This is a genomic window from Nonomuraea sp. NPDC052634, assembly GCF_040678535.1.
Lineage (GTDB): Bacteria > Actinomycetota > Actinomycetes > Streptosporangiales > Streptosporangiaceae > Nonomuraea > Nonomuraea fastidiosa.
Map to the genome: position 1 here is coordinate 1 of NZ_JBFATY010000017.1, position 23,176 is coordinate 23,176.

The 23,176-nt window shown below is 73.3% G+C and carries 15 protein-coding genes; 9 read left to right on the forward strand and 6 right to left on the reverse strand.

Features of this window, described 5'->3' with window-relative positions:
- Window positions 1-89: 89 nt before the first annotated feature.
- Entirely contained in the window at window positions 90-1,013 is a 924-nt protein-coding gene (locus AB0K67_RS38275; RefSeq protein ID WP_364069941.1) for an aminoglycoside phosphotransferase family protein, read from the reverse strand.
- 63 nt (window positions 1,014-1,076) lie between these two features.
- On the opposite strand from AB0K67_RS38275, the gene AB0K67_RS38280 reads away from it, so the two are divergent.
- The 9 genes from AB0K67_RS38280 (at window position 1,077) to AB0K67_RS38320 (ending at window position 9,675) form a co-directional block, all read left to right on the forward strand.
- Window positions 1,077-1,616 carry a hypothetical protein gene (locus AB0K67_RS38280; protein ID WP_364069943.1) on the forward strand — a complete coding sequence of 180 codons (540 nt, stop codon included), beginning with the start codon at window positions 1,077-1,079 and terminating at the stop codon, window positions 1,614-1,616.
- Between the two features lie 212 nt (window positions 1,617-1,828).
- The gene (locus tag AB0K67_RS38285; RefSeq protein ID WP_364069945.1) at window positions 1,829-2,053 is read left to right on the forward strand and encodes a hypothetical protein; all 225 of its coding nucleotides are present in this window, start codon (window positions 1,829-1,831) and stop codon (window positions 2,051-2,053) included.
- Between the two features lie 11 nt (window positions 2,054-2,064).
- The gene (locus tag AB0K67_RS38290; protein ID WP_364069947.1) at window positions 2,065-2,265 is read left to right on the forward strand and encodes an NADH-quinone oxidoreductase subunit H; all 201 of its coding nucleotides are present in this window, start codon (window positions 2,065-2,067) and stop codon (window positions 2,263-2,265) included.
- A 162-nt stretch (window positions 2,266-2,427) separates the two neighbouring features.
- A complete protein-coding gene (locus tag AB0K67_RS38295) occupies window positions 2,428-3,333 on the forward strand; it encodes an MBL fold metallo-hydrolase (protein ID WP_364070068.1) in 906 nt (301 codons plus the stop codon).
- Between the two features lie 13 nt (window positions 3,334-3,346).
- Window positions 3,347-4,822, forward strand: a complete 1,476-nt coding sequence (locus AB0K67_RS38300) for a carboxylesterase family protein (RefSeq protein WP_364069949.1) — start codon at window positions 3,347-3,349, stop codon at window positions 4,820-4,822.
- A gap of 27 nt (window positions 4,823-4,849) precedes the next feature.
- On the forward strand, window positions 4,850-5,650 hold the full coding sequence (locus AB0K67_RS38305; RefSeq protein WP_364069951.1) for a hypothetical protein: 801 nt from the start codon (window positions 4,850-4,852) through the stop codon (window positions 5,648-5,650).
- A gap of 50 nt (window positions 5,651-5,700) precedes the next feature.
- Window positions 5,701-6,324, forward strand: a complete 624-nt coding sequence (locus AB0K67_RS38310; protein WP_364069952.1) for a hypothetical protein — start codon at window positions 5,701-5,703, stop codon at window positions 6,322-6,324.
- A 71-nt stretch (window positions 6,325-6,395) separates the two neighbouring features.
- Window positions 6,396-9,362 (forward strand): AAA family ATPase, encoded by a 2,967-nt coding sequence (locus AB0K67_RS38315; protein WP_364069954.1) that lies wholly within the window; start codon window positions 6,396-6,398, stop codon window positions 9,360-9,362.
- Window positions 9,363-9,516: 154 nt separating this feature from the next.
- A complete protein-coding gene (locus tag AB0K67_RS38320) occupies window positions 9,517-9,675 on the forward strand; it encodes a hypothetical protein (protein WP_364069956.1) in 159 nt (52 codons plus the stop codon).
- Window positions 9,676-9,701: 26 nt separating this feature from the next.
- Here the strand turns inward: AB0K67_RS38320 and AB0K67_RS38325 are convergent, their stop codons facing one another.
- From AB0K67_RS38325 to AB0K67_RS38345, 5 genes are read right to left on the reverse strand one after another with little or no spacing between them, the layout of a single operon-like run.
- Window positions 9,702-11,105, reverse strand: a complete 1,404-nt coding sequence (locus AB0K67_RS38325) for a condensation domain-containing protein (RefSeq protein WP_364069958.1) — start codon at window positions 11,103-11,105, stop codon at window positions 9,702-9,704.
- Window positions 11,102-11,356, reverse strand: a complete 255-nt coding sequence (locus tag AB0K67_RS38330; protein ID WP_364069960.1) for a phosphopantetheine-binding protein — start codon at window positions 11,354-11,356, stop codon at window positions 11,102-11,104. Before AB0K67_RS38330 ends, AB0K67_RS38325 begins: the two co-directional genes overlap by 4 nt.
- Complete coding sequence (locus AB0K67_RS38335; RefSeq protein ID WP_364069962.1) at window positions 11,353-11,556, reverse strand: MbtH family protein; 204 nt, start codon at window positions 11,554-11,556, stop codon at window positions 11,353-11,355. Before AB0K67_RS38335 ends, AB0K67_RS38330 begins: the two co-directional genes overlap by 4 nt.
- A gap of 1 nt (window position 11,557) precedes the next feature.
- Complete coding sequence (locus tag AB0K67_RS38340; protein ID WP_364069964.1) at window positions 11,558-16,975, reverse strand: amino acid adenylation domain-containing protein; 5,418 nt, start codon at window positions 16,973-16,975, stop codon at window positions 11,558-11,560.
- Window positions 16,976-17,012: 37 nt separating this feature from the next.
- Window positions 17,013-23,171, reverse strand: coding sequence for an amino acid adenylation domain-containing protein (locus AB0K67_RS38345; RefSeq protein WP_364069966.1), 6,159 nt, complete (start codon window positions 23,169-23,171; stop codon window positions 17,013-17,015).
- Window positions 23,172-23,176 lie beyond the last annotated feature (5 nt).

Here is a 23,176-nt window from a genome sequence, read left to right on the forward strand (position 1 = left end):
CAGTGGCGACGTCGGCATCAAGCCCGCGCCCGCCGCTGCCATTACCAGCGACAGCGACGAATCATCGATCACTAAATGCGGCTGGAGTATTAGGCCGTCGCGATGAGGCGGCGCAGGGCCGCCTGAGCGGGCGGGCCCCAGGTGGCCTTGCCGCCCGGCCGTCCGTGGACGCCGGCGTCGCCGACGTGCAGGCCGACGAGGGCGCGGATCACGGCCCACCCGCGGGCGCGGCGCAGGGTTGCGGTGTCCGGGGACGGCTCGTAGGCCGCGTGGCAGCGCTCGACGGCGGCGACGTCGGGCAGCAGGCTCCAGGCGGCGGACAGGTCGCAGGCCGGGTCGCCGGCGAACAGGTCGCCGAAGTCGATCACGCCGGAGATGACGCCGTCCGCGGTGAGGACGTTCGCCGGGTGCAGGTCGCCGTGCAGCCAGACCGGCGGGCCGTCCCAGGCGGGCGCGGTGGCGGCTGCGTCCCAGATCGTACGGACGACGCCGGCGTCCTCGCCGGAGACGAGCCCGGCCTCGACGGCCGAGGCGAGCTGATCGGCCACGTACGCGGACGCGGCGGCCAGGGGTCCTCCGCGCCCCCGGCCCCCGGTGTCCGCCTCTGCGGGGGCGGGCTGGTGGAGGGCGGTCAGGAAGGCGGCCAGGACGTCGGCCGACTCGGCGCCGCGCGTGACGGGTGCGCGGTCGGCGGGCTCGCCCGGCACCCAGGTGGTGACGATCCACGGCCGCGGGAACGCCGATGACGGCCGTCCGAGCCGCTGCGGCACGGGCACCGGCAGCGGAAGCCGCGGGGCGAGCCTCGGCACCCAGGTGTGCTCCTTGATCACCAGTTCGTCCGCGTCCTGCGTCGCCCACGGCAGCCGTACGGCGAGGTCGTCGCCGAGCCGCCACAGCTGGTTGTCCCAGCCGCGCGCACCGAGCCGCACGGGGCGATCGGCCAGGTCGGGGTGCTGCTCGCGGAGCAGCTCCCGTACGAGCTCCGCGCTGATGTCGATCTCGGTGTGCGTCATGCGGTGCAACCTAGCCGTTCCCCGGGTCCGGCGATTCCGGGCGTCCGGCGAAATTTCTTGATCATGACTCGCAACCTTTACCCGGAGTCCGTCATCAAAGAAGACATGATGAAGATGATGATGGGTGCTTCGCTCCTCGCTTGTTCGCTGCTCGTTGCCGGTGCCACCTCGGCGGTCGCCGAGGCGAAGCCGACGACGCTGGGTCCCCACGGCTACGGTGCCGTCAAGCTCGGGATGACCACCAAGCAGGCTCAGGCGACGGGGCAGATCGTCAAGAAGCTGGACGGGGGCGGCGCGGCCTGCTCGGGCTGGGATCTGAAGAAGTTCAGAACGCCGAAGAACGCGGTGGGGCTCTACATCTCGCCGCGCGTGGGGCTGGCCGCCATCTGGGCGGCGAAGGGCGTGAAGACCCCGCAGGGTATCAAGATCGGCTCCACGTACAAGCAGCTCAAGGCGGCCTACCCGGGCATCAAGAAGGACTTCCACGGCTACTACGTGGTCACGGTGCCGGGCAACAAGAAGGCGTACTACAACTTCACCGTCACTCGCGGCAAGGTCACCGAGTACGGCATCGCGCTGCGCAACCAGGACTGCTTCAACTAGTTCGACCAGGTGGTTTCTCTGCGCGAACGGGGGCGCGTCGGGTACGTCGCAAAGGGCTGAAAGCGGGGGCCGCCAGGGGGTTCGTCGGCCCCCGCTTTCACATGCGGTTCGTCGTCGGGGTCGCCGCGCTCAGGATCGCCGCTGTGACTCCGTACGCCATCGGCCGGACAACCGCCGCGCGGGGCTGAGGCGACGGCACCTCCGCCGACCGGATGCCGCCGCTCAACGCGGCCACCCTGATCATCGACTGCACCGGCCGGCCGGCGGTCCTCACCGGGCCGCGCAGCGCCGCGACGCCCGCGGGCGAGGTCGCCTGGCGGCAAGGCGTGGCGGTCGGGCTCACCCCGGCGGGGATGCGGGCGTTGACGGGGATGGCGCCGAAACGGCTGTTCGCACTCGTCCAAGACATCGTGCCGCCGCCCGCCCAGCGTGCCTGAGCATGATTTCCATGGAGGCCGCTCCCACGCTGGCCGATTCCGGTAAGGATCCGTTGTGGATCACGATCATCAAGGCCGTGATGCTGTTCCTCTTCCTGGCTTTGAGCGTGGCCTTCGGGGTGTGGTTCGAGCGCAAGCTGATCGCGCGGATGCAGCACCGCTACGGCCCCAACCGGGCCGGCAGGTTCGCGGCCTGCTTGTCGTCGCGGTAGCTGAACACGACGGCCACGTACGTGGGGATGTCCGCCGTTCCGCCTCGAATGCAGTCACATGACGCATACCGCCGCGTGCCTCTGTGGTCGCAGGATGGGCGGGCGAGGCCGGCCGTAACGCATCCCGTTATTTCGCGACTTATGGAGACGTACGTGGACACCATCACCCTGGGTGAGGTCACGCTCACCCGCGTCTGGGAGTACTTCGGGCCCGTCGGCATGACGCCCGAGGTGTTCTTCCCGGAGAGCCCGCAGGAGGCGTGGCGGGAGCATCGGTCCTGGCTGGCTCCGCATTTCCTGGACGAGCGGACCGGGATCGTCAACTCGGCGATCCAGACGTGGGTGCTGCGCAGCGAGGGCAAGGTCATCCTGGTGGACACTGGGGTCGGCAACCACAAGGACCGCCCGTACGCGCCCGTGTGGAACCGGCTCAACACGACGTACCTCGACAACCTCGCCCGCGCCGGAGTACGGCCGGAGGACGTCGACATCGTGATCAACACGCACCTGCACATCGATCACGTCGGCTGGAACACCTACCTCGACGGCCGCACCTGGGTGCCGACGTTCCCCCACGCCACCTACCTGATGCCGAAGGCGGACTTCGACTACTGGAACCCCGCCAACGAGCAGAGGACCCGGCTCGGGCGCGGCAACCAGAACGTGTTCGAGGACAGCGTCGCCCCCGTGCACGCGGCCGGGCAGACCCTGCTGTGGGAGGGCGGCCACCGCATCGACGGCAACCTACAGCTCGACCCCGCGCCTGGACACACGCCGGGCTCATCGGTGCTGACGCTGGAGTCCGGCTCGGATCGGGCGCTGTTCGTAGGGGACCTGCTGCACAACCCGTTCCAGATCCACGAGCCGGACGCCAACAGCTGCTTCTGCGAGGACCCCGCCGAGGCCCGCGCCACCCGCCGCGCGCTGCTCGGCCGGGCCGCCGACGAGAACGCGCTCATCATCCCGGCCCATCTGGGCGGGCACGGCGCGGCCGAGGTGGTCCGCGACGGCGGCAAGTTCGCCATCAAGGGCTGGGCGCCCTTCGCCCCGTACGGCGAGCGGGTCTGAGGGAGGAGAGCCCATGATCGACATCGTCACCACCACGCGGGGCGCCGTCCGCGGCGTGCGCCGGGGCGCCGCCCGGGTCTTCCTCAACATTCCGTACGCCGCCCCGCCGCGCGGCGCGGGCCGGTTCGCGCCACCGGAGCCGCACGAGCCGTGGGATGGCGTGCGCGATGCCACGGCTCCGGGCCCGAACGCGCCGCAGTCGGAGCGCCGGATCGGCGAGATGGACATGTCCGCGTATTTCGGCGCCGGCTGGAGCCGCGGCGAGGACTACCTGACGGTCAGCGTGTTCGCGCCGGCCAGCGGTGAAGGGCTGCCGGTCATGGTGTTCGTGCACGGCGGCGGGTTCGTGGCGGGATCGACGCGCTCGCCGCTGTACGACGGATCGGCGTTCGCCCGCGACGGGGTCGTCCTGGTCACGGTCAACTACCGGCTCGGCATCGCCGGATTCCTCGACCTGCCAGGGGCACCCGCCAACCGGGGCCTGCTGGACGTGGCCGCCGCGCTGCGCTGGGTGCGGGAGAACGCCGCCGCGTTCGGCGGAGACCCCTCGAACGTCACCCTTTTCGGCCAGTCGGCGGGGGCGACGATCGTCGGCGGCGTGCTCGCCACGCCCGAGGCGGCGGGGCTGTTCCAGCGGGCGATCGTGCAGAGCGGCAGCGGGCTGGGCGCGTTCACCCGCGAGCAAGCCATGCGCGTCACCGAGAAGGCCGCCGAGATCCTGGGCGTCGCGCCGCACGCCGCCGCCTTCGCCGGCGTCCCCGACGAGCATCTGGTCGAGGCCGCCACCCGGCTCGGCGGCATCAACCTGCGCACCGCGACGCGCCGGGACCCGCTGATCGGGCTCAGCCCGTTCAGCCTCGTGCTCGACACGCAGCCCGCCGACGCCGTCACCGCCGGGCTCGGCAGCGGCGTCGATCTGCTCGTCGGCACCACGAGCGAGGAGGGCAACCTGTATCTCGTGCCGGTCGGCACGTACGAAGGCTCGACCGCCGCCGACGTGCACGAGGCGGCGGCGCGCTCGCACCCTGACCCGGCCGGCCTCGTCGAGACCTACCGCGCCTCGCGGCCCGGGGCCTCGCACGCGGAGCTGCGCTCGGCCATCATGGGCGACGCCCTGTTCGGGGCGGGCAGCCGGGCACTGGCGTCCGCGCACGCCGCCCATCCCGGATCGGGGACGTACGTCTACGAGTTCACCTGGCGCTCCCCCGCCCTCGGCGGGCGGCTCGGGGCGGCCCACACGGTGGAGCTGCCGTTCGTCTTCGACCTCGCGCACCGGCCCGAGCTGCACGGCCCCGACGCCCTGCTCGGCCCCGGCGAGGCTCCCGCGGACCTGGCCACCCGGGTCCACGAGACGTGGATCAGGTTCGCGCGGACCGGCAAGCCCGGCTGGGACTCCTACGACACCGGACGCCGCGCCACCATGCGCATCGGCACCGCCTGGACCCAGATCGACGACCCCCGCCCGGAGGAGCGCCGCGTCTGGACATGATCCACGATCGCGGTAGGGTCGGCTGCCGTGGCGCGCTCAGGGTCGGACTTCCGCGGTTGGTACTGGTGGGCGTTGGTCGTCACGTCCGTCCTTGTGCCGTTCGTGGCGATCGCCGCGGTCGTGTTCCTCATCTCCCAGGGCCGGGAGAACGCCGACCAGTGGGCGAGCATCTTCAGCTTCGTCATCACCGGGCTCGTCGCCGCGGCGGCGATGATCGGCTGGTTGCGTCAACGCGCCAAGAGCAGGGGCGACCTCGGCACGCTGGACGTGGCCGAGCCCGAAGCGGACGCCGTCGCGGCGTGCGCCGAGCGGCTGGCCGCCGGTGTGGAGCGGGCGTGGCGAACCGAGGAGTTGCGGCAGCGCCTGCTGGACCCGGAGCCCATGCCGGTCGCCTGGCGCACGCTCGGCCCGCCGGTCACCGACCACTGGCGGGTCATCGGCGGCGGCGACACGCCCATCGACCTCGACGGCAGCCTGAACGACAGCTACGACGTGGTGCGCACCAGGCTGCCCAAGGGGCGGCTGGTCGTGCTCGGCGAGCCGGGCGGCGGCAAGACGTCGCTGATGGTGCGCTTCGTCCTGGACGCGCTGGCGGCGCGCGAGCCGTCCGACCCCGTACCCGTCATCCTGCGGCTGTCCACCTGGGAGCCCTCCGAGCAGCCGATCAGCAGGGTGAGGACCCCGACGAGCTGCTCACCTTCACGACCAGGCACGAGATCGAGACCCATCTTCTCGCCGGGCTGGTTCCCGCCCTCTACCCGGGTGCGAATGAGCCGGACCAGCCCGGCTGGCATCCGGGCTTCGCGGCAAGCTGGCTGTCCTTTCTAGCGCGGCACTTCGGCCGGCAGCCCATCTCCGTGCCGGGGCTGATCGACGCCGTGCCTACCTGGTTATACGGCGTGGTCCTCAGCCTGCTGTCCGGGTTGTGCGCCGGTGCGGCCTTCGGAGCGGCGGCGGGATCCGCGAGCGGAGCCCTGGTCGGGACGGTCATGGCCGTGGTCACGTTCGCCGGTCTCGCCGTCCCGTCCTCGGAGCCGCTCCCCGGAGGTGGACCACTGCCGTTTCTCGCGGGGACGGGCTTCTTCGCCGTCCTCCTCGCTCTGCTGACGAACGCCGCCGGGCTGAGCGCCGGCCAGGCGGCGGTCATCGCGGCGGGGGCCGCGCTCTGGCTGCAGGCGATCCTCTCGCGCGGCATAAGGGCCGTGCAGGTCGCGCTGCTCGACCTGGCCGTGGTGCACGCCGCCGTCACCCGGCCGTCCGTCTCCCCGTACGCGCTGATCCTGGCCTTCATCGTGACCTACCTCGCCGTGTCCGTGCTGTCCGCGTCTTCCCTGCGCCTGCTGCTGGCCCGCGCCCTGCTCGCGGTGTCGGGGCGGCTGCCGTGGCGGGTGGGCGCCTTCCTGGAGGACGGTCACCGGCGCGGCGTGCTCAGGCAGGTCGGCGGCTTCTACTACTTCCGCCACGATCTGCTCCGGCGGCAGCTCGCCCACGAGGAGTGGTGAGCCGCTTCGGAATATCGCGGGTGGCGGGGGCGTTGTCGGCCGGTCGAAGCCACCGGCCCCGCGGGAGGGACATGCCCGAGTACACCTCCGATCCGGCGATCGTGGGCCGGGACGGCGAGATCGCGGAGATCATGCGGCGGGTCGCCGCCGGGCGCTCTCACGTGCTCGTCCTCTCCGGCGAGCCGGGCGCCGGTAAGAGTGCGGTGCTCGACGTCGTGGCCGGTCGCGTTCGAGGCGACGGCGGGCTGGTGCTGCGGGTCGCCGGGAGCGAGCCGGAGTCGCGTCTGGGGTTCGCGGGGCTGCATCAGCTGCTGCGGCCGGTGCTCGGTGAGCTGGACGGGCTGCCGCCGCGCCAGCGCTGCGCGCTCCGGGCCGTCCTGGGGCTGGACGAGTGTACGGAGGCCCCTGACGGCGTGCTCACCGGCTCGGCCGTGCTCACCCTGATCTCCCGGTTCGGGTCGTCGCCGCTGCTCGTCGTGGTCGATGACGCGCAGTGGATCGACCGGGCGTCGCTGGACGTCCTGTCCTTCGTGGCTCGCCGTCTGGACGCCGAGCCCGTCACGCTGCTGGTCGGCGTGCGGTCGGCGGACGCGCTGCCCGGGTTCGACACGGGCTACGACCGGCTTGAGCTGGGGCCGCTGGACGGTGTCGCCGCCAACCGGCTGCTCGACCTGCAGCCGGAGCCGCCGGTCGGTCGCCATCGGGTGCGCGTTCTGCAGGAGGCCTCCGGCAATCCCCTGGCGCTGATCGAGCTGGCCCGCGTCCGGAGCGCCGGTGTTGAGGGGCCGCTGCCGGTCACCGACCGGCTTGAACGGATCTACGCGGAGCAGGCGCGGCCCCTTCCGGAGTCGACCCGCCGCTCTCTCCTGCTGCTCGCCGCGGCCGACGCGGCGGACTTCTCCGCCGTCTCTCATGGGCTGTCCGAGGCGTTCGTGCCTGCGGAGGAGGCCGGGCTCGTACGCCGATCCGGCCCGTCGGTCTCCTTCCGCCACCCGCTGATCCGCTCGGCCGTCTACCACGCTGCCCCCTTCGAGGAGCGCCGGCAGGCGCACCTCGCTCTGGCGCGGCTGAGCGAGGAGCCCGATCGCCGCGCCTGGCACCTCGCCGCCGCGGCCACCGGTCCCGACGCGGAGGTGTCGGACGCGCTGCGCGAGACCGCCGATCGGGCGCGCCGCCGTGGCGGGTACGCGGCCGCTGCCGCCGCCCTGGAGCGGGCCGCCGAGCTGAGCCCGCGCCGCGCGGACCGGGCGCGGCTGCTCGCCGAGGCCGCCGAACTTGCCGTCTTCACCGGGCAGCTCGACTGGGTGGAACGCCTGGTCGTCGCTGTCCGGGCGCACAGCGACGACCCGGAGCTGATCGGCCGGGCCTCGCTGGCCACCGGGAAGCTCATGGCGCTGCGCAGTAATCACACGACAGCCTTCGCCTTGCTGACCCGCATCGCCGCCGAGGCGTCCTTCCGTGAGATGCTCGCCTCCTCCGTAGAGGCACCGCCGCCCAAGGCCCTCACCATCTCCGCAGAGGTACCGGCCCTGCGCGCGCACCTTTCGGCCACAAAGGGGGCAGCGGCTCGGGAGCCGCATGCCGCAGCCGCAGAGGACACCCCGTCCCTGGAGGCGCTGGCCGCCGCTGCGGTGGTCCGCTACTACTCGGGTGAGGAGGCGCAGCGGCGGCGTATCGAGAGCCTGCTCGCCGCCTCCCCCGACGGCCCGTTGCGGGTCTGGGTGGAGGCCGTTTCCGATCCGCATGGCGCGGGTTCCCGGCTCAGGCCGAAGCTGCCCGAGCTGGTCGCCGCCGCCGAGGGCGACGCGGGCGGGCTGACCGTGCTCGCCGTCGTGGCCTGGCTGCTCGACCAGACCGCCCTGGCCGTGAAGACCTTCGACGAGGCGTACGACAGGTGGCGGGTCCGTGGCGCGCTGCCGGACGGTCTGGGCAGCGCCGTCGGCTGGGCGTACCTCGATCACGGCCGGTGGGCCGAGGCGCGCACGGTGGCCTCCGAGATCGCGGCGGTGGCGGCGACGGCGGGGCTGGAGCACGCCGAGGCGTGCGCGTACGCGCTGGATGCGACGGTGCTCGCGCTGCGCGGCGAGACGGACGGAGCGCGGCGGGCCGCCGAGCGGGCGCTGGCCCTCGTCGATCCGCTGGAGAGCCGCTCCATCGCGGTCGCCGCGCACCGGGCCCTGGGCCTCGCGGCCGTGGCCGACGGCGACTACGAGGCCGCCTACACGTGGTTCGGGTCGGCGTTCACCGGCGACGGCGACCCCGTTCACTATCACGTCTCCCCCACGGTGCTGGCCGAGCTCGCCGCCTCGGCCGCCCGCCTGGGACGGCGGGGCCGCCACGGCCCCGATCGACGTGTCGCCGAGCTGCTCGAACGCGCGGCCCAGCGGCTCGGCCCCGCCCCGTCGCCCCGGCTCGCCGCGCTGCTCGACCGGGGCCGCGCCCTGCTGGCCGAGCCCGGCAGCGCCGGACCCGACAGCGCCGGACCCGGCAGCGCCAGACCCGGCAGCGCCGACCCAGGCAGCGCCGAACCTGACAGTGCCCAACCTGACAGTGCCCAACCTGACAGTGCCCAACCTGACAGTGCCCAACCTGACAGTGCCGAGCCGTACTTCCAGAGGGCGCTGGCGGGCGACGCGGGCGAGCAGTGGCCGTTCGAGCGGGCGCAGACCAGGCTCGACTACGGCGAGTGGCTGAGGAGGCGCCGCCGCATCACCGAGGCCCGCCCGCAGCTGGCCGCCGCGCTGGAGACGTTCCGCAGGCTCGGCGCGCGGCCGTGGGCCGAGCGGGCCGAGGCGGAGCTGCGCGCCGCCGGCGTCGAGGCCATCGGCGGCGTGACGCCGGATGTCCTCACCGAGCTGAGCCCGCAGCAACAGCAGATCGTCAGGCTCGCGGCCCGCGGGCTGACGAACCGCGAGATCGGCGACCGGCTCCACCTGTCGCCGCGCACGGTCGGCTCCCACCTGTACCGGGTGTTCCCCAAGCTGGGCGTCACCGCCCGCGCGCAGCTGCGCGACGTGCTCGAAGGCACCGGCCGGTGACGCGCCACAGGTCCGCGCGGACGTCGCGGTAAGGCACGTCCTTCAGGTACTGCCGCTATTCCTGGCCGGTGAGCGTACGGCCCGCGCGCTCGCACACGAGCCTGGCGTCCGTGGCCGGGCAGCTCGTCGGCGGCGTGCTGGTGGCGGTGCGGGCGTGGCGTTCGGGGTCGCGGTCATCGGACTGATCTTCTTGTCGCTGCTCGGCGGCGCGACCGACGCGGCGAGCCACAGCAGCGCATTCGCCTGGGCGCTGGTGACGAACCCCATGCTGTCGCTGCTGCTGGTGCCCGTGCTCCGGAGAGGCAGGCCCTAGCCCGCCGGGACAGCGGCGGGGGCGGGCTAGGTGCGGGATCGTGGGGCGATGCCCGTTTCTGCCGGTGGGACGAGGTCCTTGACGGCGGCGATCGGGACGTCCTCGGTGCAGGTGCGGACCAGCAGGGTCTCGACGGCGCGCAGCATGGCCGTCGCCGTCTGCCTGGTCAGGTACGCGGTGTCGATGATGAGGCTGAGCTGGCCGGTGTCGGGGGCGGTGCCCAGGGTGAAGAACGCCTTGAACCGGACGCCGGGCCAGGCGTTGGTGACGTACGTACGGGTCCTCTCCGTGAGCGGGGTCAGGTCCTCGCCGAAGCGGGGCAGGTTCGGCCAGGTTCCGTCGCCGCGCCGGTCGTTGAAGAAGGCGTCGAGGTCGGGCTCGCTGCCCCTGATGCGGCCGATCTCCTCGCGCATGGCCGTCATCTCGAACGGGTCGTAATGGGCGTTGCGATAGGCCATGAGGGCGCTGCGGTGGGCGGCCAGGCAGGTGTCGGTGAAGCCGGTCTCGGGCAGGTCGAGCACGAGCAGGGCGTCCTGGCCCACGGTGGCGACCAGCGGACGGGTGCGCGGGTCGCGCCGGTTGCTGTGGACGAGCTGCATGACCGCCCGCGGCCGGCCGCTCGCGACGGCCAGGACGGTGGCGCAGCCGGCGATGAGCACGCTCGTCGTGCTGATCGTCAGCCGCTCGGCCAGCCGGACGGCCGCCGCCGCGAGCGCCACCGACTCCATGCCGACCTCGATGAACCGGGGCTCCTCCGGCTCCCCCGGCGGATGGTCGAACACCTCGAGCGGGACGGTTTCGAGCACCTTGCGCCAGTAGCGGATCGACCGCCGCGAGCGGGCCTGGAACGGCTCCTCGCGTTCCAGCGCCGCCTGCTCCATCGGCTGCCACGGGGGCGCCGGCAGGTCGTCGCCGCGCAGCAGCGCCCGCCACTCGGCCGACAGCAGGCTCAGCGCCTGGTAGTCCACCGCCAGGTGCGAGAAGGCGAACGCCAGGGCGCGCGGCCGGCCGTCGGCCATCACGACGGCGCAGCGCAGCGGCAGGTCCGCGCCGTGATCGAAGATCGTGGTGCCGAGCTCGGCGGCGATGCGCCCCGCGGTCGCCAGCGGCCCCTCCGTGCCCGTCCGCACCAGCTCGACGGTCAGCTCGCCGCTGCGCGCCACCCGCTGCACCGGGCCGTCTGGGGTGTCGATGAACGTGGTGCGCAGGCTCTCGTGGCGTTCGAGCATCCGGCGCAGCGCGCCCAGCACGGTCGCGAGGTCGCGCCTGCCGTGCACCGGCAGCACCCAGGGGCAGTTGAGGAACGACTGGCTGGGCCCCATCAGGTGCACGGCCCGCCACATCAGCCGCTGCCCCCAGGTCAGCGGCGCCTGGCCGTCCCGCGTCCCGCTGAACCGGACCGAGGCGGTCGCCATGGCCGGGGTGGTCATCGGGCGTCCAGCAGGTCCGACACGTGGGCGGCGAGCGCGTCCACGCGGTCGAAGGCGGACAGGTCGCCGCCGAGATCGACGTCCACGCCGAAGACGTCCTCGATCGCGTCGATGAGCCTGATCCACGCCAGCGAGGTCAGGCCCAGCGCCGACAGCGAGTGGTCGCCGGCGAGCGCCTGCTCGGCGCTGATCTCGCCGTCGGACACGGCGGCCACCAGGTCCGCGAGCCTGCGTTCCAGGTCGCTGCTCACCGCGCGCCCCCCTTCGACTCCTGGCGCAGCCGTACGCTGCGGGGACGCATGTCCGTCCAGATCTCGTCGATGTGATCCAGGCACTCCTGCCGGTCGCCGGTGAAGCCCGTCGCCCGCCAGCCGTCCGGGAGCGGGCGGTCGAGCGGCAGCAGCGAGTACTGCTCCTCGTCGTTGACGACCACCTGGTGTCGTCCCGTCACGTCATTCCTCCTTCTGTCGCAGGGCTTGTACGCCGACCAGGTCGTCGGCGACGGCGTCCGGAACCTCGTCGTCGAAGCGGGCCAGGGCCGGAACCCGCATCGCGGCCAGTGTGAGCGCCAGGATGGCGAGGCCGAAGAGCACGTACATCAGGCCGATGCCGCGGCCGGGGCCGACACCGATGACCGCTCCGACCGTCGAGGCGAGCGGGCCGCCGTCCAGCAGCAGCGGGTCGAGCAGCGTGGCGGCGTACGGCGCGACGAGCCCGTACCCGATGGGCAGCGTGGACCAGGCGATGAGCGTGTTCATCGCGAACACCCGGCCGTGGAACCGCTGCGGCACCTTGACCTGCACGATCGTGGTGTAGATGCCGTTCAGCAGGGTGATCCAGAGCGTGATGCCGCACACGCCGGCGGCGATCACGACCAGGTCGGCGCGCAGGCCGGTGAGCAGGCAGAAGCAGCCGAGCACGAGGCTGCACAGCAGCACGCCGCGCAGGCGCCGCCGGCGCGGGCCGCCCCAGACGACCATGATGAGCGCGCCCAGGAACGTCCCGAGTCCGGCGAGGAAGGAGATCCTGCCGACGTCGGCGAGCCCGGCGAAGGAGAGCACCAGCGGCGAGAACATCAGCAGCAGCGGTGCGAGGAACACGTTCAGCACGACGAAGAACAGCAGCATGGCGACGAACCCCCGGTGGCCAAGGGAGTAGCGCAGGCCGCCGAGGATCTCGTCCTTGATCGACTCGCGGCGCCGCCAGGGCATGCTGTCGGGGAAGCGCACCGCCAGCACGACGGCGATGGCGACCGCGTAGCCGGCGATGTCGAGCAGGAGGATGCCGCCGAGCCCGATCGCCGACATCAGCCCGACGGCGAAGATGGGCACCAGGAGCTGGGCGGTGCCGTTGCCGATCTGCGTGATGCCGACCGCGTGCCCGAGGTAGTGCTTGGGGACGAGCTGCGGGACGGCGGAGAAGTACGCAAGGCGCTGGAACGTGAGCGCGACGGACAGGCAGCCGAGCAGCGGGTAGATCATGTCGACCGACAGGTTCCCCGTCCACAGCAGCACGCCGAACGCGAGCTGGATCGTGAACGCGGCGATGTCTCCGGCCAGCATCACCCGGCGGCGGCTCGTCCTGTCGATGATCGCGCCGGCGACCGGTGCCACCAGCATGCCCGGCACCAGGCCGACGACCGCCATGAGCGCGAACTTCGCCACCGACCCGGTCGTGGTGTAGATCCACAGGGGGACGGCGAACTCGGTCAGCGCCGATCCCGTCATGGAGACGAGCTGGCTGAGCGCGATGGCGAGGAAGCGCGGAATGCCGGGCCGCACGCCGGTCGGGGCGGGCATCGTGTCGGCGTGCGACACGTCGTGCAACCACCAGGTACGGCCGCTGCCTCGCGGCGGCCCGGCCGGGCGGGGACCGGCCGGTTCCTTCAGGTTCCGGTGGACGGTGGTGACGATCTCGGCGAGCTCCTGTGCCCGATATTTCAGGAAGAAGTGGCCAGCCTCTGCGAGCACGACCACCGCCGACACCGAGGTGAGGAAGTGCCATTCGCGGAAGCGTTCCTGGTAGTAGTCCGTCGCCGGATCCTCGGTCCCCACGACGCTGATCACGGGAGCGCGCAGCCGCTGCGTGCCGGACTCGAACAGGCGGGTGTAGTAGTCCTCGGCCTCTCGCGAGTCGCGGCGCATGTTCCGTACGATGCGGCGGGCCTGCGCGGGGTCGAGGTCGCTCATGTCCACGCCCTGCGAGATCAGCCAGTTGACGTAGCGCTGATCGCTGCGCAGCCGCTCGGCCTCCGCGATCTTGGCGATGCGCGACATGATCCGGCCGCGCGGGCGGGCGAACGGGAAGATGCCGCCGATGTAGACGCCGTCGAGCTCGCGGCCGGCGGCTTCGAGCCGGCGGGCGATCTCCACGGTCAGCGCCGAGCCCACGCCGCAGTGCCCGTACAGGACGATCGGGCCCTCGACCTTCTCCAGGATCTCGCGCACGCACCCGGCGGCCAGCTCGTCGAACGGCAGCCTGTCCTCGTCCACGCCCACGTCGTGACCGGGGATCGCCACCGACCACAGCGCGTGCCCGTCCGGCAGGGCGTCGGCGAGCGGCTGGTAGACGACGGCACTGCCGCCACCGTACGGGACGCACACGTAGCTGAGGACCGGGCTGGTGCTGCCGGCGGCGGTCAGCCGGTGCAGCAGCGCGCGGGGGCCGCGCCGGTCCTGCGGGGTGTCGGCGAGCGCGGCCAGCTCGCGGACGGTGCGGTGCTTGAAGACGTCCATGACGCTGACCACGGCGCCCGTCTCCTGGCGCAGCCGGGCCACCACCTGGGTCGCGAGCAGGGAGTGGCCGCCGAGGTCGAAGAAGTCGTCGTCCACGCCGACCGCCTCGACGCCCAGCAGCTCGCCCCAGATGGCGGCGAGCGCGCGTTCTGTGGGGGTGCCGGGCGCGATGAACTCGACCGTGGCGTCCCTGGTCGCCACGGGTGCGGGCAGGCGGCGGCGGTCCAGCTTGCCGTTGGGGCTCAGCGGCAGGGCGGCGAGGGTGACATAGCTCGCGGGGACCATGTAGTCGGGCAGCGTCTTCTTCAGCTCGGCCCGGAGCGCGCCGTGGTCGAGGGCCTGGTCGAGCGCCTGGTCCAGGGCGTCGCCGGTGCCGGGGGTGACGTACGCGACCAGGCGGTCGTCGCGGACGATCACGGCGGCGTCCCCGACGGCGGGCAACGCGCGCAGCGCCGCCTCGATCTCGCCCGGCTCGATGCGCAGGCCGCGCAGCTTGACCTGGGCGTCCAGCCGGCCGAGGAACTCCAGCACCCCGTCAGAGCGGCGTCTGACCAGGTCGCCGGTGCGGTAGAGGCGCGAGCCCGGCGGGCCGTACGGGTTCGGCACGAACCGCTCGGCGGTGAGCGCGGGACGGTTGAGGTAGCCCCTGGCCAGGCCGGCACCGCCGATGAACAGCTCACCGGGCACCCCGATCGGCACCGGGGACATGGCGGCGTCCAGGACGTACAGGGTGGTGTTGGCGATGGGGGTGCCGATCGGGACGCGGGCCGCCGAGGTGAGGGTTTCGGGCCGGCAGTGCCAGGCGGAGACGTCCACGGCGGCCTCGGTGGGGCCGTACAGGTTGTGCAGCTCGGCGGCGGGAAGCGCGGCGACGCAGCGGCGGGCCAGGTCGGCGGGCAGCTCCTCGCCGGAGCAGATCACCCGCCGCAGCGAGCCGCACCCCGCGCCGCCGTTCTCGGCGAGGAAGACGGCCAGCATCGACGGGACGAAGTGGGCGGTGGTCACGCCCTCGGTGGTGATGAGCTTGCGCAGGTACGCGGCGTCCTTGTGGCCGCCCGGCGTCGCGAGCACCAGCCTGGCCCCGCAGCGCAGCGGCCAGAACAGCTCCCACACCGACACGTCGAAGCTGAGCGGCGTCTTCTGCGCCACGACGTCGGCCTCGCCGATCCGGAAGCGGTCCTGCATCCAGTCGAGCCGGTTGGCGATGGCGCCGTGGGTGTTCGGCACGCCTTTGGGGCGGCCGGTGGAGCCGGAGGTGTAGATGACGTAGGCGACGTCGTCGGGCCGTACCTCGGGCAGCGGTCCTGCCGCGCCGGTCCAGACGTCGGGATCGTCCAGGTCGAGGACGGTCGCGCCGGTGTCCGGCAGGTCCGGGCGGATGCTGCTTTGGGTGAGCAGCACGGCCGGTGCGGCGTCGGCCAGCATGAACGCCACCCGGTCCGGCGGGTATTCGGGGTCGATCGGCAGGTACGCGGCGCCCGCCTTGAGCACGCCGAGCAGGCCGGGCAGCAGCTCCAGCGAGCGTTCCGCGCACACGGCGACCACCGTCCCAGGGCCCGCGCCGAGGTCGCGCAGCGTGCGGGCGACCCGGTCCGCCGCGGTGTCCAGCTCGCCGTACGTCAGTGACCGCCCTTCGAAGCGCACCGCGACGGCGTCGGGAGTGCGGGCCGCCTGCGCCTCGATGGGGCCGTGCAGGGTGGCGGGGCCGGGGTATTCGGCGGCGGTGTCGTTGAAGGTGTGCAGGACCTGGCGGCGTTCGTCCTCGGTGAGCAGGTCGATGCGGGACAGCGGGGTGCCGGGGTCGGCGGCGACCCGCTCCAGCAGCGTGCACAGGTGGCCGGCGAGGCGTTCGATGGTGTCCGGCTCGAACAGGTCGGTGTTGTAGACGAACATGCCGCCCGAGTCGTCGCCGACGTACAGCTCCAGGTCGTAGCGGGTGGCCCAGGAGTCCACGGGGAAGTCGGTGACGGTCAGCCCGGCGGGCGGGTCGATGGCCTCGTGGCGGTAGTTCTGCATCGCGAACATCACGCCGAACAGCGGTGACCTGGACACGTCGCGCGGCACGTCCAGCTCGGAGACGAGCTGCTCGAACGGCAGGTCCTGGTGGGCGAAGGCGTCCAGGACGAGGTCGCGCACCCGGTCGATCAGCTCGGCGAACGTGGGGTCGCCGGTCAGGTCCACCCGCATGGTGAGCATGTTCACGAAGCAGCCGATCACGCCGTCCAGCTCGGGGACCTGCCGGCCGGCCACGGGCGATCCCACGGCGACGTCCTCGGTGCCCGCGTACCGGCCGAGCAGCGCGGCGAGCGCGGCCAGCATGACCATGTACGGCGTGGCCCGGTGCGCGCGTCCGAGCCCGGCCAGCGCGGCGGCCACCTCGGGGTCGAGGGTGAACGGGTGCGCGGCGCCCGTGTAAGTGCGTTCGGGCGGGCGTGGCCGGTCCGCCGGCAGGTCCAGCGGTTCCAGGCCGGCCAGCCGGTCGCGCCAGTAGTCCAGGTCGCGCTCGGACGGGGGCAGGCCGCGCTGCCAGGCGGCGTAGTCGGCGTACCCGACCTGCGGGGCGGGCGGTGTGCGGCCGTCGTAGCGGGCGAAGACCTCGCGCAGCAGCACGTCGGCGGACCAGCCGTCGGCGGCGATGTGGTGGACCGCGATCACCAGCACGTGATCGTCGTCGCCCAGCCTGATCAGCAGCGCCCGTGCGATGGGGCCCGCCGCGAGGTCGAACGGCGCCGCCAGGAACCGCTCGGCCTGTTCCTTGGCGGCGGCCTCGTCGGGCGCGTCGCGGACGGTGAGGGGGAGCGTGGCGTCCGCGGCGAGCACGACGCGCGGGCGGCCGTCCTCGGTGGCGGGGAAGCGCATGCGCAGCGCGTCGTGCCCGGCCACGACGGCGTCGAGCGCGGCGGCCAGGGCTCCGGTGTCGAGCGCGCCGCGCAGCCGCAGCCGGATCGGGATCGTGAGCTGGGCGGTGCCCGGCGCGAACTGCTCCAGGAACCACAGCCGCTCCTGCGCGTGCGACAGCGGCGGCGGCTCGCCGCCGGGGCGCGCGGGAATGGTACGGCGCGGGGCCGCCCCGCGCCGCAGCCGCTGCGCCAGCAGCGCCTGCTTGGCCGCCGACAGCTCGTTCGCGCCCGTCACTGCGCCACCTCCCACAGCCCCATCGCCTCCGGGCACGTCACTCCCCCACCTCCAGCAGTTCCGCGGCCTCGGCGTCGGTGAGCGCCGAGAGTTGCTCGATCACCAGCCGCTCGACCGCGGCCGCGAGCCCGGCGACGGTCGGGTGGTCGAACACCGTGCGGATCGGCACCTCCGTCTCGACCGCGTTGCGCAGCAGGGCCGCGACCCGGGTGGCGAGCAGGGAGTGCCCGCCCAGGGCGAAGAAGTCGTCGTGGGCCCCGACCGTCTCCAGGCCGAGCAGCTCGCGCCAGACTTCGGCCACGAGCACCTCGGCGTCGGTGCGCGGGGCCACGTACTCCGCGGCGGGTCCTGGCTCGGGCGCGGGCAGGGCCGCCACGTCCACCTTGCCGGTGATCGTGAGCGGCAGCTCCGGCAGGCTCACCCAGGCCGTGGGCACGAGATGGGCCGGCAGGGCCGCGGCCAGGCGTGCCCGCAGCTCGTCCGGTTCGGCCGGCCCGGCCACGTACGCGGCCAGCCGTTCCCCGTCCGCCGTCACCACCGCCTGCCGGACACCGGGCTGGGCCAGCAGCACGGCCTCCACCTCGCCCGGCTCCACCCGGAAGCCGCGCACCTTCACCTGGGCGTCGAACCGGCCCAGGAACTCCAGCGTCCCGTCCCGCCGCCACCGCACCCGGTCGCCGGTCCGGTAGAGCCGGGAGCCGGGCGGGCCGAAAGGATCGGGGACGAACCGGTCGGCCGTCAGCGCCGGGCGCCCCAGGTAGCCCCTCGCCAGCCCCGCCCCGCCCAGGCACAGCTCGCCGGGGCAGCCGGGCGGTACGGGCTCGCCGTACGGGCCGAGGACGTGCGCGGTCGTGCCGGCGATCGGCCGCCCGATGGGCGGGCGCCCCACGGTGTCGGCCGCGCCGAGGTCGTGGGCCGTGGCGATGATGGTGCCCTCGGTCGGCCCGTAGGTGTTGATCAGGCGTACCCGGTCGCCGAACCGCTCCCGCCACCTGGCCACCGCCGCCGCGTGCACCTGCTCGCCACCGAGGATCACCAGCCGCAGCGGCTCCGGCCAGGTCACGTCGCCGAGCGCCTCGGTGAGCCGGTGCCAGTAGGCGGTCGGCAGGTCCAGCACGCTCACCTGCCGGCCGGCCGGTGTGCGCAGCACGTCGGGCAGCGAGGCGGCGCCGTCGGGCAGGAGCAGCACGCTCGCGCCCGCCGTCAGCGCCGGGTACAGCTCCTCGGCGTGCGCGTCGAAGCTGAGCGAGGCGAACTGCGCGACCCGGTCGTCCGGCCCGATCCCGTACGCCTGCCGCATCCACTCCACGCGCGCCGCCAGGCTGCCGTGCTCGACCAGCACCCCCTTCGGCCGGCCCGTCGAGCCCGAGGTGTAGATCACGTACGCGGGGTCGTCCGGCTCGACCGGGTCCCAGTCGCCGTACCAGTGGGGATCGCCTGGCCCTGCCTCGTCGCCGGCGACGAGCACGACCGTCTCTCCCGGCAGCCGCGATGCGAGCCCGGCGTCGGTCACCACCAGCCGGGCGGCGCTGTCTGCGATCAGGAACGCGAGCCGTTCGTCGGGGTAGGCGGGATCGAGCGGCAGGTAGGCGCCCCCGGCCCGCCACACGGCCAGCAGGGCCACGATGGCCTCGGCCGACCGTTCCAGGCAGACGCCGACCACGCATCCATCGGCGACGCCGCGCCGCCGCAGGGCCGCCGCGAGCCGCGCCACCTTGGCGTCGAGCTGCGCGTAGCTCATCGCCTCGCCGCCCCACAGCAGCGCCGTGGCGTCGGGGTGCGCGGCCATGGCCCGCCTGATGAGCGCGGGCACGCTCTCCCCGTCGCCGGGGACGGCCGATCGGGACGCCGTGAGCAGGGCCGTGTCGGCCTCCGTCAGCAGGGGCAACCGGGAGATCGGGGTCTCGGGGGCGTCCGCGATGCCCTGGAGCAGGGTCTCGAGCCGGGCGGCCAGCCCTTCCACGGTGTCCGCCCGATACCGGGTGGCGTCGTAGCCGAACACCGCGAGCAGCCCTCGCTCGTTGCGCCAGAACTCCAGCGACAGCTCGAACTTGGCCTGCCGGTACCCGCCGTCGAACAGCTCCACCCCGAGGTCGCCGACCCGCTCGGGCGGAGTCCCCTCCCCCGCCTGGCTGTGCAGAATGATCATGGTGCTGAGCAGCGGATTGCGGTTCAGGTCGCGGGGCACGCCCAGCTCGCCGATGAGCCGTTCGAAGGGGACGGTCCTGTGGGCGTGCGCGTCGAGCACGGTACGCCGGGTCGCGTCCAGCAGCTCGGCGAAGAGCGGATCCCCGGACAGGTCGCCGCGCAGCACCAGCGTGTCGGTGAGGTAGCCGATGACGGGCTCCAGCTCCATCCGGTCCCTGGTCGCCCACGGGGTGCCGACCAGGATGTCGTCCTGCCCGGTGTGCCGGGCCAGCAGCACCTGGTAGGCGGCGACCAGCACCATGAACAGCGACGCGTTGTGCTCCTGCGCGATCCGTTCCAGCCGGGTCACCAGCTCCGCGGGCACCGTGAAGGTGTGGAAGGCGCCCTCGGGCCGCTCGCCTCCCTGCAGGTCGGCGGGCAGGTCGAGCACGGGCGGGTCGGCGAGCTGGTCGCGCCAGTAGGCCAGCGACTCCTCGGAGTCCTGTTCCCGCTGCCACAGGGCGACGTCGCCGTACTGGATCCTCAGCGGCGGGAGCTCGGCGTCCCTGTCCTGGTAAAGGGCGAACAGGTCGTCGAACAGGATGCCGAGCGACGTTCCGTCCGCGATGATGTGGTGCAGCACGAAGCAGAGCACGTGATCGCCGGGCCCGAGCCGGAGCAGGCTGATCCGCAGGGGCGGCGCCTGCGCCAGGTCGAACGGCGCGTTCGTGCGCTCGGCGACGAGCCGCAGCGCCTCGGATTCCGCGCCCGGCGATCCCGCCAGGTCGATGCGCTCGACGGTCACGGGGCCCGGCGGGTGGATGACCGTGATCGGCGCGCCGTCCACGTCGGCGAACGACGTGCGCAGGCTCTCGTGCCTGGCCACCACCGCGTCCAGCGCCTCCTGCAGCGCGCCGGTGTCCAGCTCGCCCCGCAGCCGCAGCACCAGATACATGTTGTACGAGGCGTCGTCCGGGTCGAACTTCTGCAGGAACCACAGGCGTTCCTGGACGAACGACAGCGGCGGGACGACCCCCTCGGGACGCGGCCGGATCTCCGCCGCCGGGCGGTCACCCTGCAGCCGGACGATCTCCTCGACGACCCCCTGGATGGTCGGATCGTCGAAGAAGGCGTCCAGCGACACGTCCACGCCCAGGCTCTCCCTGATCCTGGCCGAGATCTGGGTGATGGTGAGCGAGTGCCCGCCGAGGTCGAACAGGTCGTCGTCGATGCCGACGTCGTCCAGCTCCAGCACCTCGCACCAGATCCGCCGCACCTCCTCGACCAGCGCCCCGCCGCCGGAGCCCGGCGGCGCGGCTTGCTGTGCCGATTCGGCTTGCTGTGCCAGTTCGGTTCTCTGTGGCGGCTCGGTTGTGCGCGGCGGCTCGGGGAGCGCGGCGCGGTCCAGCTTGCCGATCGGGTTGAGCGGGAGGGCGTCCAGCAGGACGTACGCGCTCGGCAGCGTGGCGGCGGGCAGGGTCCTGGCCAGGTGGGCGGCCAGATCGCCGGCGTCGGGTTCGCCCTGGGCGGGGACGACGTAGGCGATCAGGCGGTGGTCGTCCGTTCCCTCGCCACGGACGACCACCGCGGCCTCGCCCACCTGGGGGTGCTCGCGCAGCCTGGCCTCGATCTCGCCGAGCTCGATCCGGTGGCCGAGCAGCTTGACCTGGCCGTCCCTGCGGCCGAGGAATTCGATCTCGCCGTCGTCCCGGTAGCGGGCCATGTCGCCGGTGCGATAGAGCCGCGCTCCTGGTGGGCCGAAGGGGTCGGGGACGAAGCGTTCCGCCGTGAGCGCCGGTCTGCCCCGGTAGCCGCGCGCCACCCCGGCCCCGCCGATGCACAGCTCGCCCGCGACACCCTGGGGAACCGGCCGCAGTGCCTCGTCGAGCAGGTAGATCCGGGTGTTGGCGAGGGGGCGGCCGATGGTGACGACGTCGCCGTCGCCCGGCTCGCCGTACGTGCTCCAGATCGTGGTCTCCGTCGGGCCGTAGACGTTGACGACGCGGGGGAAGCGCTCGCGTAACTCCTGCGCGAGCCGGGGCGGCAGCGCCTCTCCCCCGGTCAGCGCGGTCACGCCGGCCAGGCCGCCGGGCAGCAGCAGCCGCCACACCGACGGCGTGGCCTGGACGTGCGTGACGCCCTGTTCGGCGACCAGCCGGGCCAGCGCCTCCGGCTGCCGTACGGCGCCGTGCGGCGCGACGACGACCCGGCCGCCGGTGATCAGCGGCAGGTACAGTTCCAGTGCGCTGATGTCGAACGCGGGCGAGGTGAGCGCGAGCCAGGCGTCGGCGGGTCCCGACTCGAGCCGGTCGCGCATGGCCAGCAGCAGGTTGGCCAGGTTGCCGTGGTCGACCTCGACGCCCTTGGGCCGGCCCGTCGAGCCCGAGGTGTAGATCACGTAGGCCGAGTCGCCGGGTCGTACCGGCTCCGCGAGCCGCTCCCCCGTCTCCAGGGACGCGCGGTCCACCAGCATCACCGGCCAGGGCAGCGCGTCCGTCTCGGACAGCACCAGCACGGGACGGGCGTCGTCCACGATCATGGCGAGCCGTTCCGCCGGGTGGTCGGGGTCGAGCGGCAGGTACGCGGCTCCCGCCTTGTGCACGGCGAGCAGGCTCACCAGCAGCAGGTCGGAGCGGCGCAGGTGCACGGCGACCAGCTCGCCTCGCCCGGCCCCTGCCTGCCTGATCCTGGCGGCCAGCCGCCCGGCCGCCGCGTCCAGCTCGGCGTACGTGAGCGTCCTGCCGTCGAAGGTGACGGCGCACGCGCCGGGACGGGCCCGCACCTGCTCGGCGAACAGGCTCGGCAGCGTCGCATCGGCGGGGTAGGCGACCTCGGTGTCGTTCCACTCGACGAGCATCCGCCGCGCCTGCTCCGCCGGCATGACGTCCAGCTCGCCCAGGCACGTGCCGGGATCGTCGGCGGCGTGGCGCAGCAGGGCGCGCAGGCCGTCGGCGAAGCGGGCCGCGACGTCGCGGTCCACGGCCGCCGGGTCGTAGCGCACGCACAGGGCAAGCCCGCCGGGGCCGTCCACGATCTGCAGGTGCAGCGGGTTCCGCGCGCCGCCCGCGAACATCATGCGGTCCACGGTGACCGTCAGGCCGGGGAAGACGGGGTCGGGCTCCTGCCTGCGATAGCTGATCGAGACGGGCAGTGCCGCTCGTCTCGGCGGCGCCTGGCGGAACCGGTACACCGCGCGCAGCTCGTCTCGCAGCTCGCCGACGAACGCGCGGAAGGTCTGCCCGCCTTCCGGCCGGGAGTGCACGGGCAGCTCGTTGACGAACGCGCCGATGTGGTCGCGGGTCTCGGGGCCGCGGGTGGTGACGTCGACGGCGACCGCCACGTGCTCCGCGCCGTACCGGAACAGCAGCGCGTGCACGCCGGCCAGCAGCACCTCGAAGGTCGAGGCGCCGGTCGCCGCCGCGGCCGTGCGCGCCGAGCGGGTCAGCTCGTGGTCGAGCCCGGCGTCGATCTGCTCGCCGGGCCCGTACCGCCGCCCGGTGCGCCGCTGCCCCGGCAGCATGACCTCGCCCGGCTCGCGTGCGGCCCAGAACTCGCCGGCCTCCGCCAGCACGTCCGCCGCGGGCTCCTGCCAGGTGAGCGGCAGCGGCGTCGGGGACTCGGATCTGTAGGCCGCGGCGAGGTCGCGTACCAGGATGTCCTTGGAGATGCCGTCGAAGACCAGATGGTGGGCGACGAACAGCAGCAGATGCCGCCGCTCCCCCGCCCGCGCGAGCGTGAACCGGGCGAGCGGCCCCTTCTCCAGGTCGAACGGCCGCGCGCTCTCCTCCCGGATCAGCCGGTCGGGATCGGTCCGGCCGGCGACAGTCACGGACGGTCGCGCGGCGGGGACCAGCCGGAGCCCGTCGCCGCTCTCCGCGACGGCGGTGGCGAGCACCGGATGCCGGGCGGCCATCGCTTCGCACGCGCCGAGCAGCGCGGCCACGTCGAGGTCGCCGTCGAACCACACGGCGAGCGGCATGTGGTACGCCGTTCCCGCTCCCATGCGCTCGCCGACCCATATGTCCTGCTGGACGTACGAGGCCGGCACGCTCTCCTGGCAGTGCGTCATGTGCG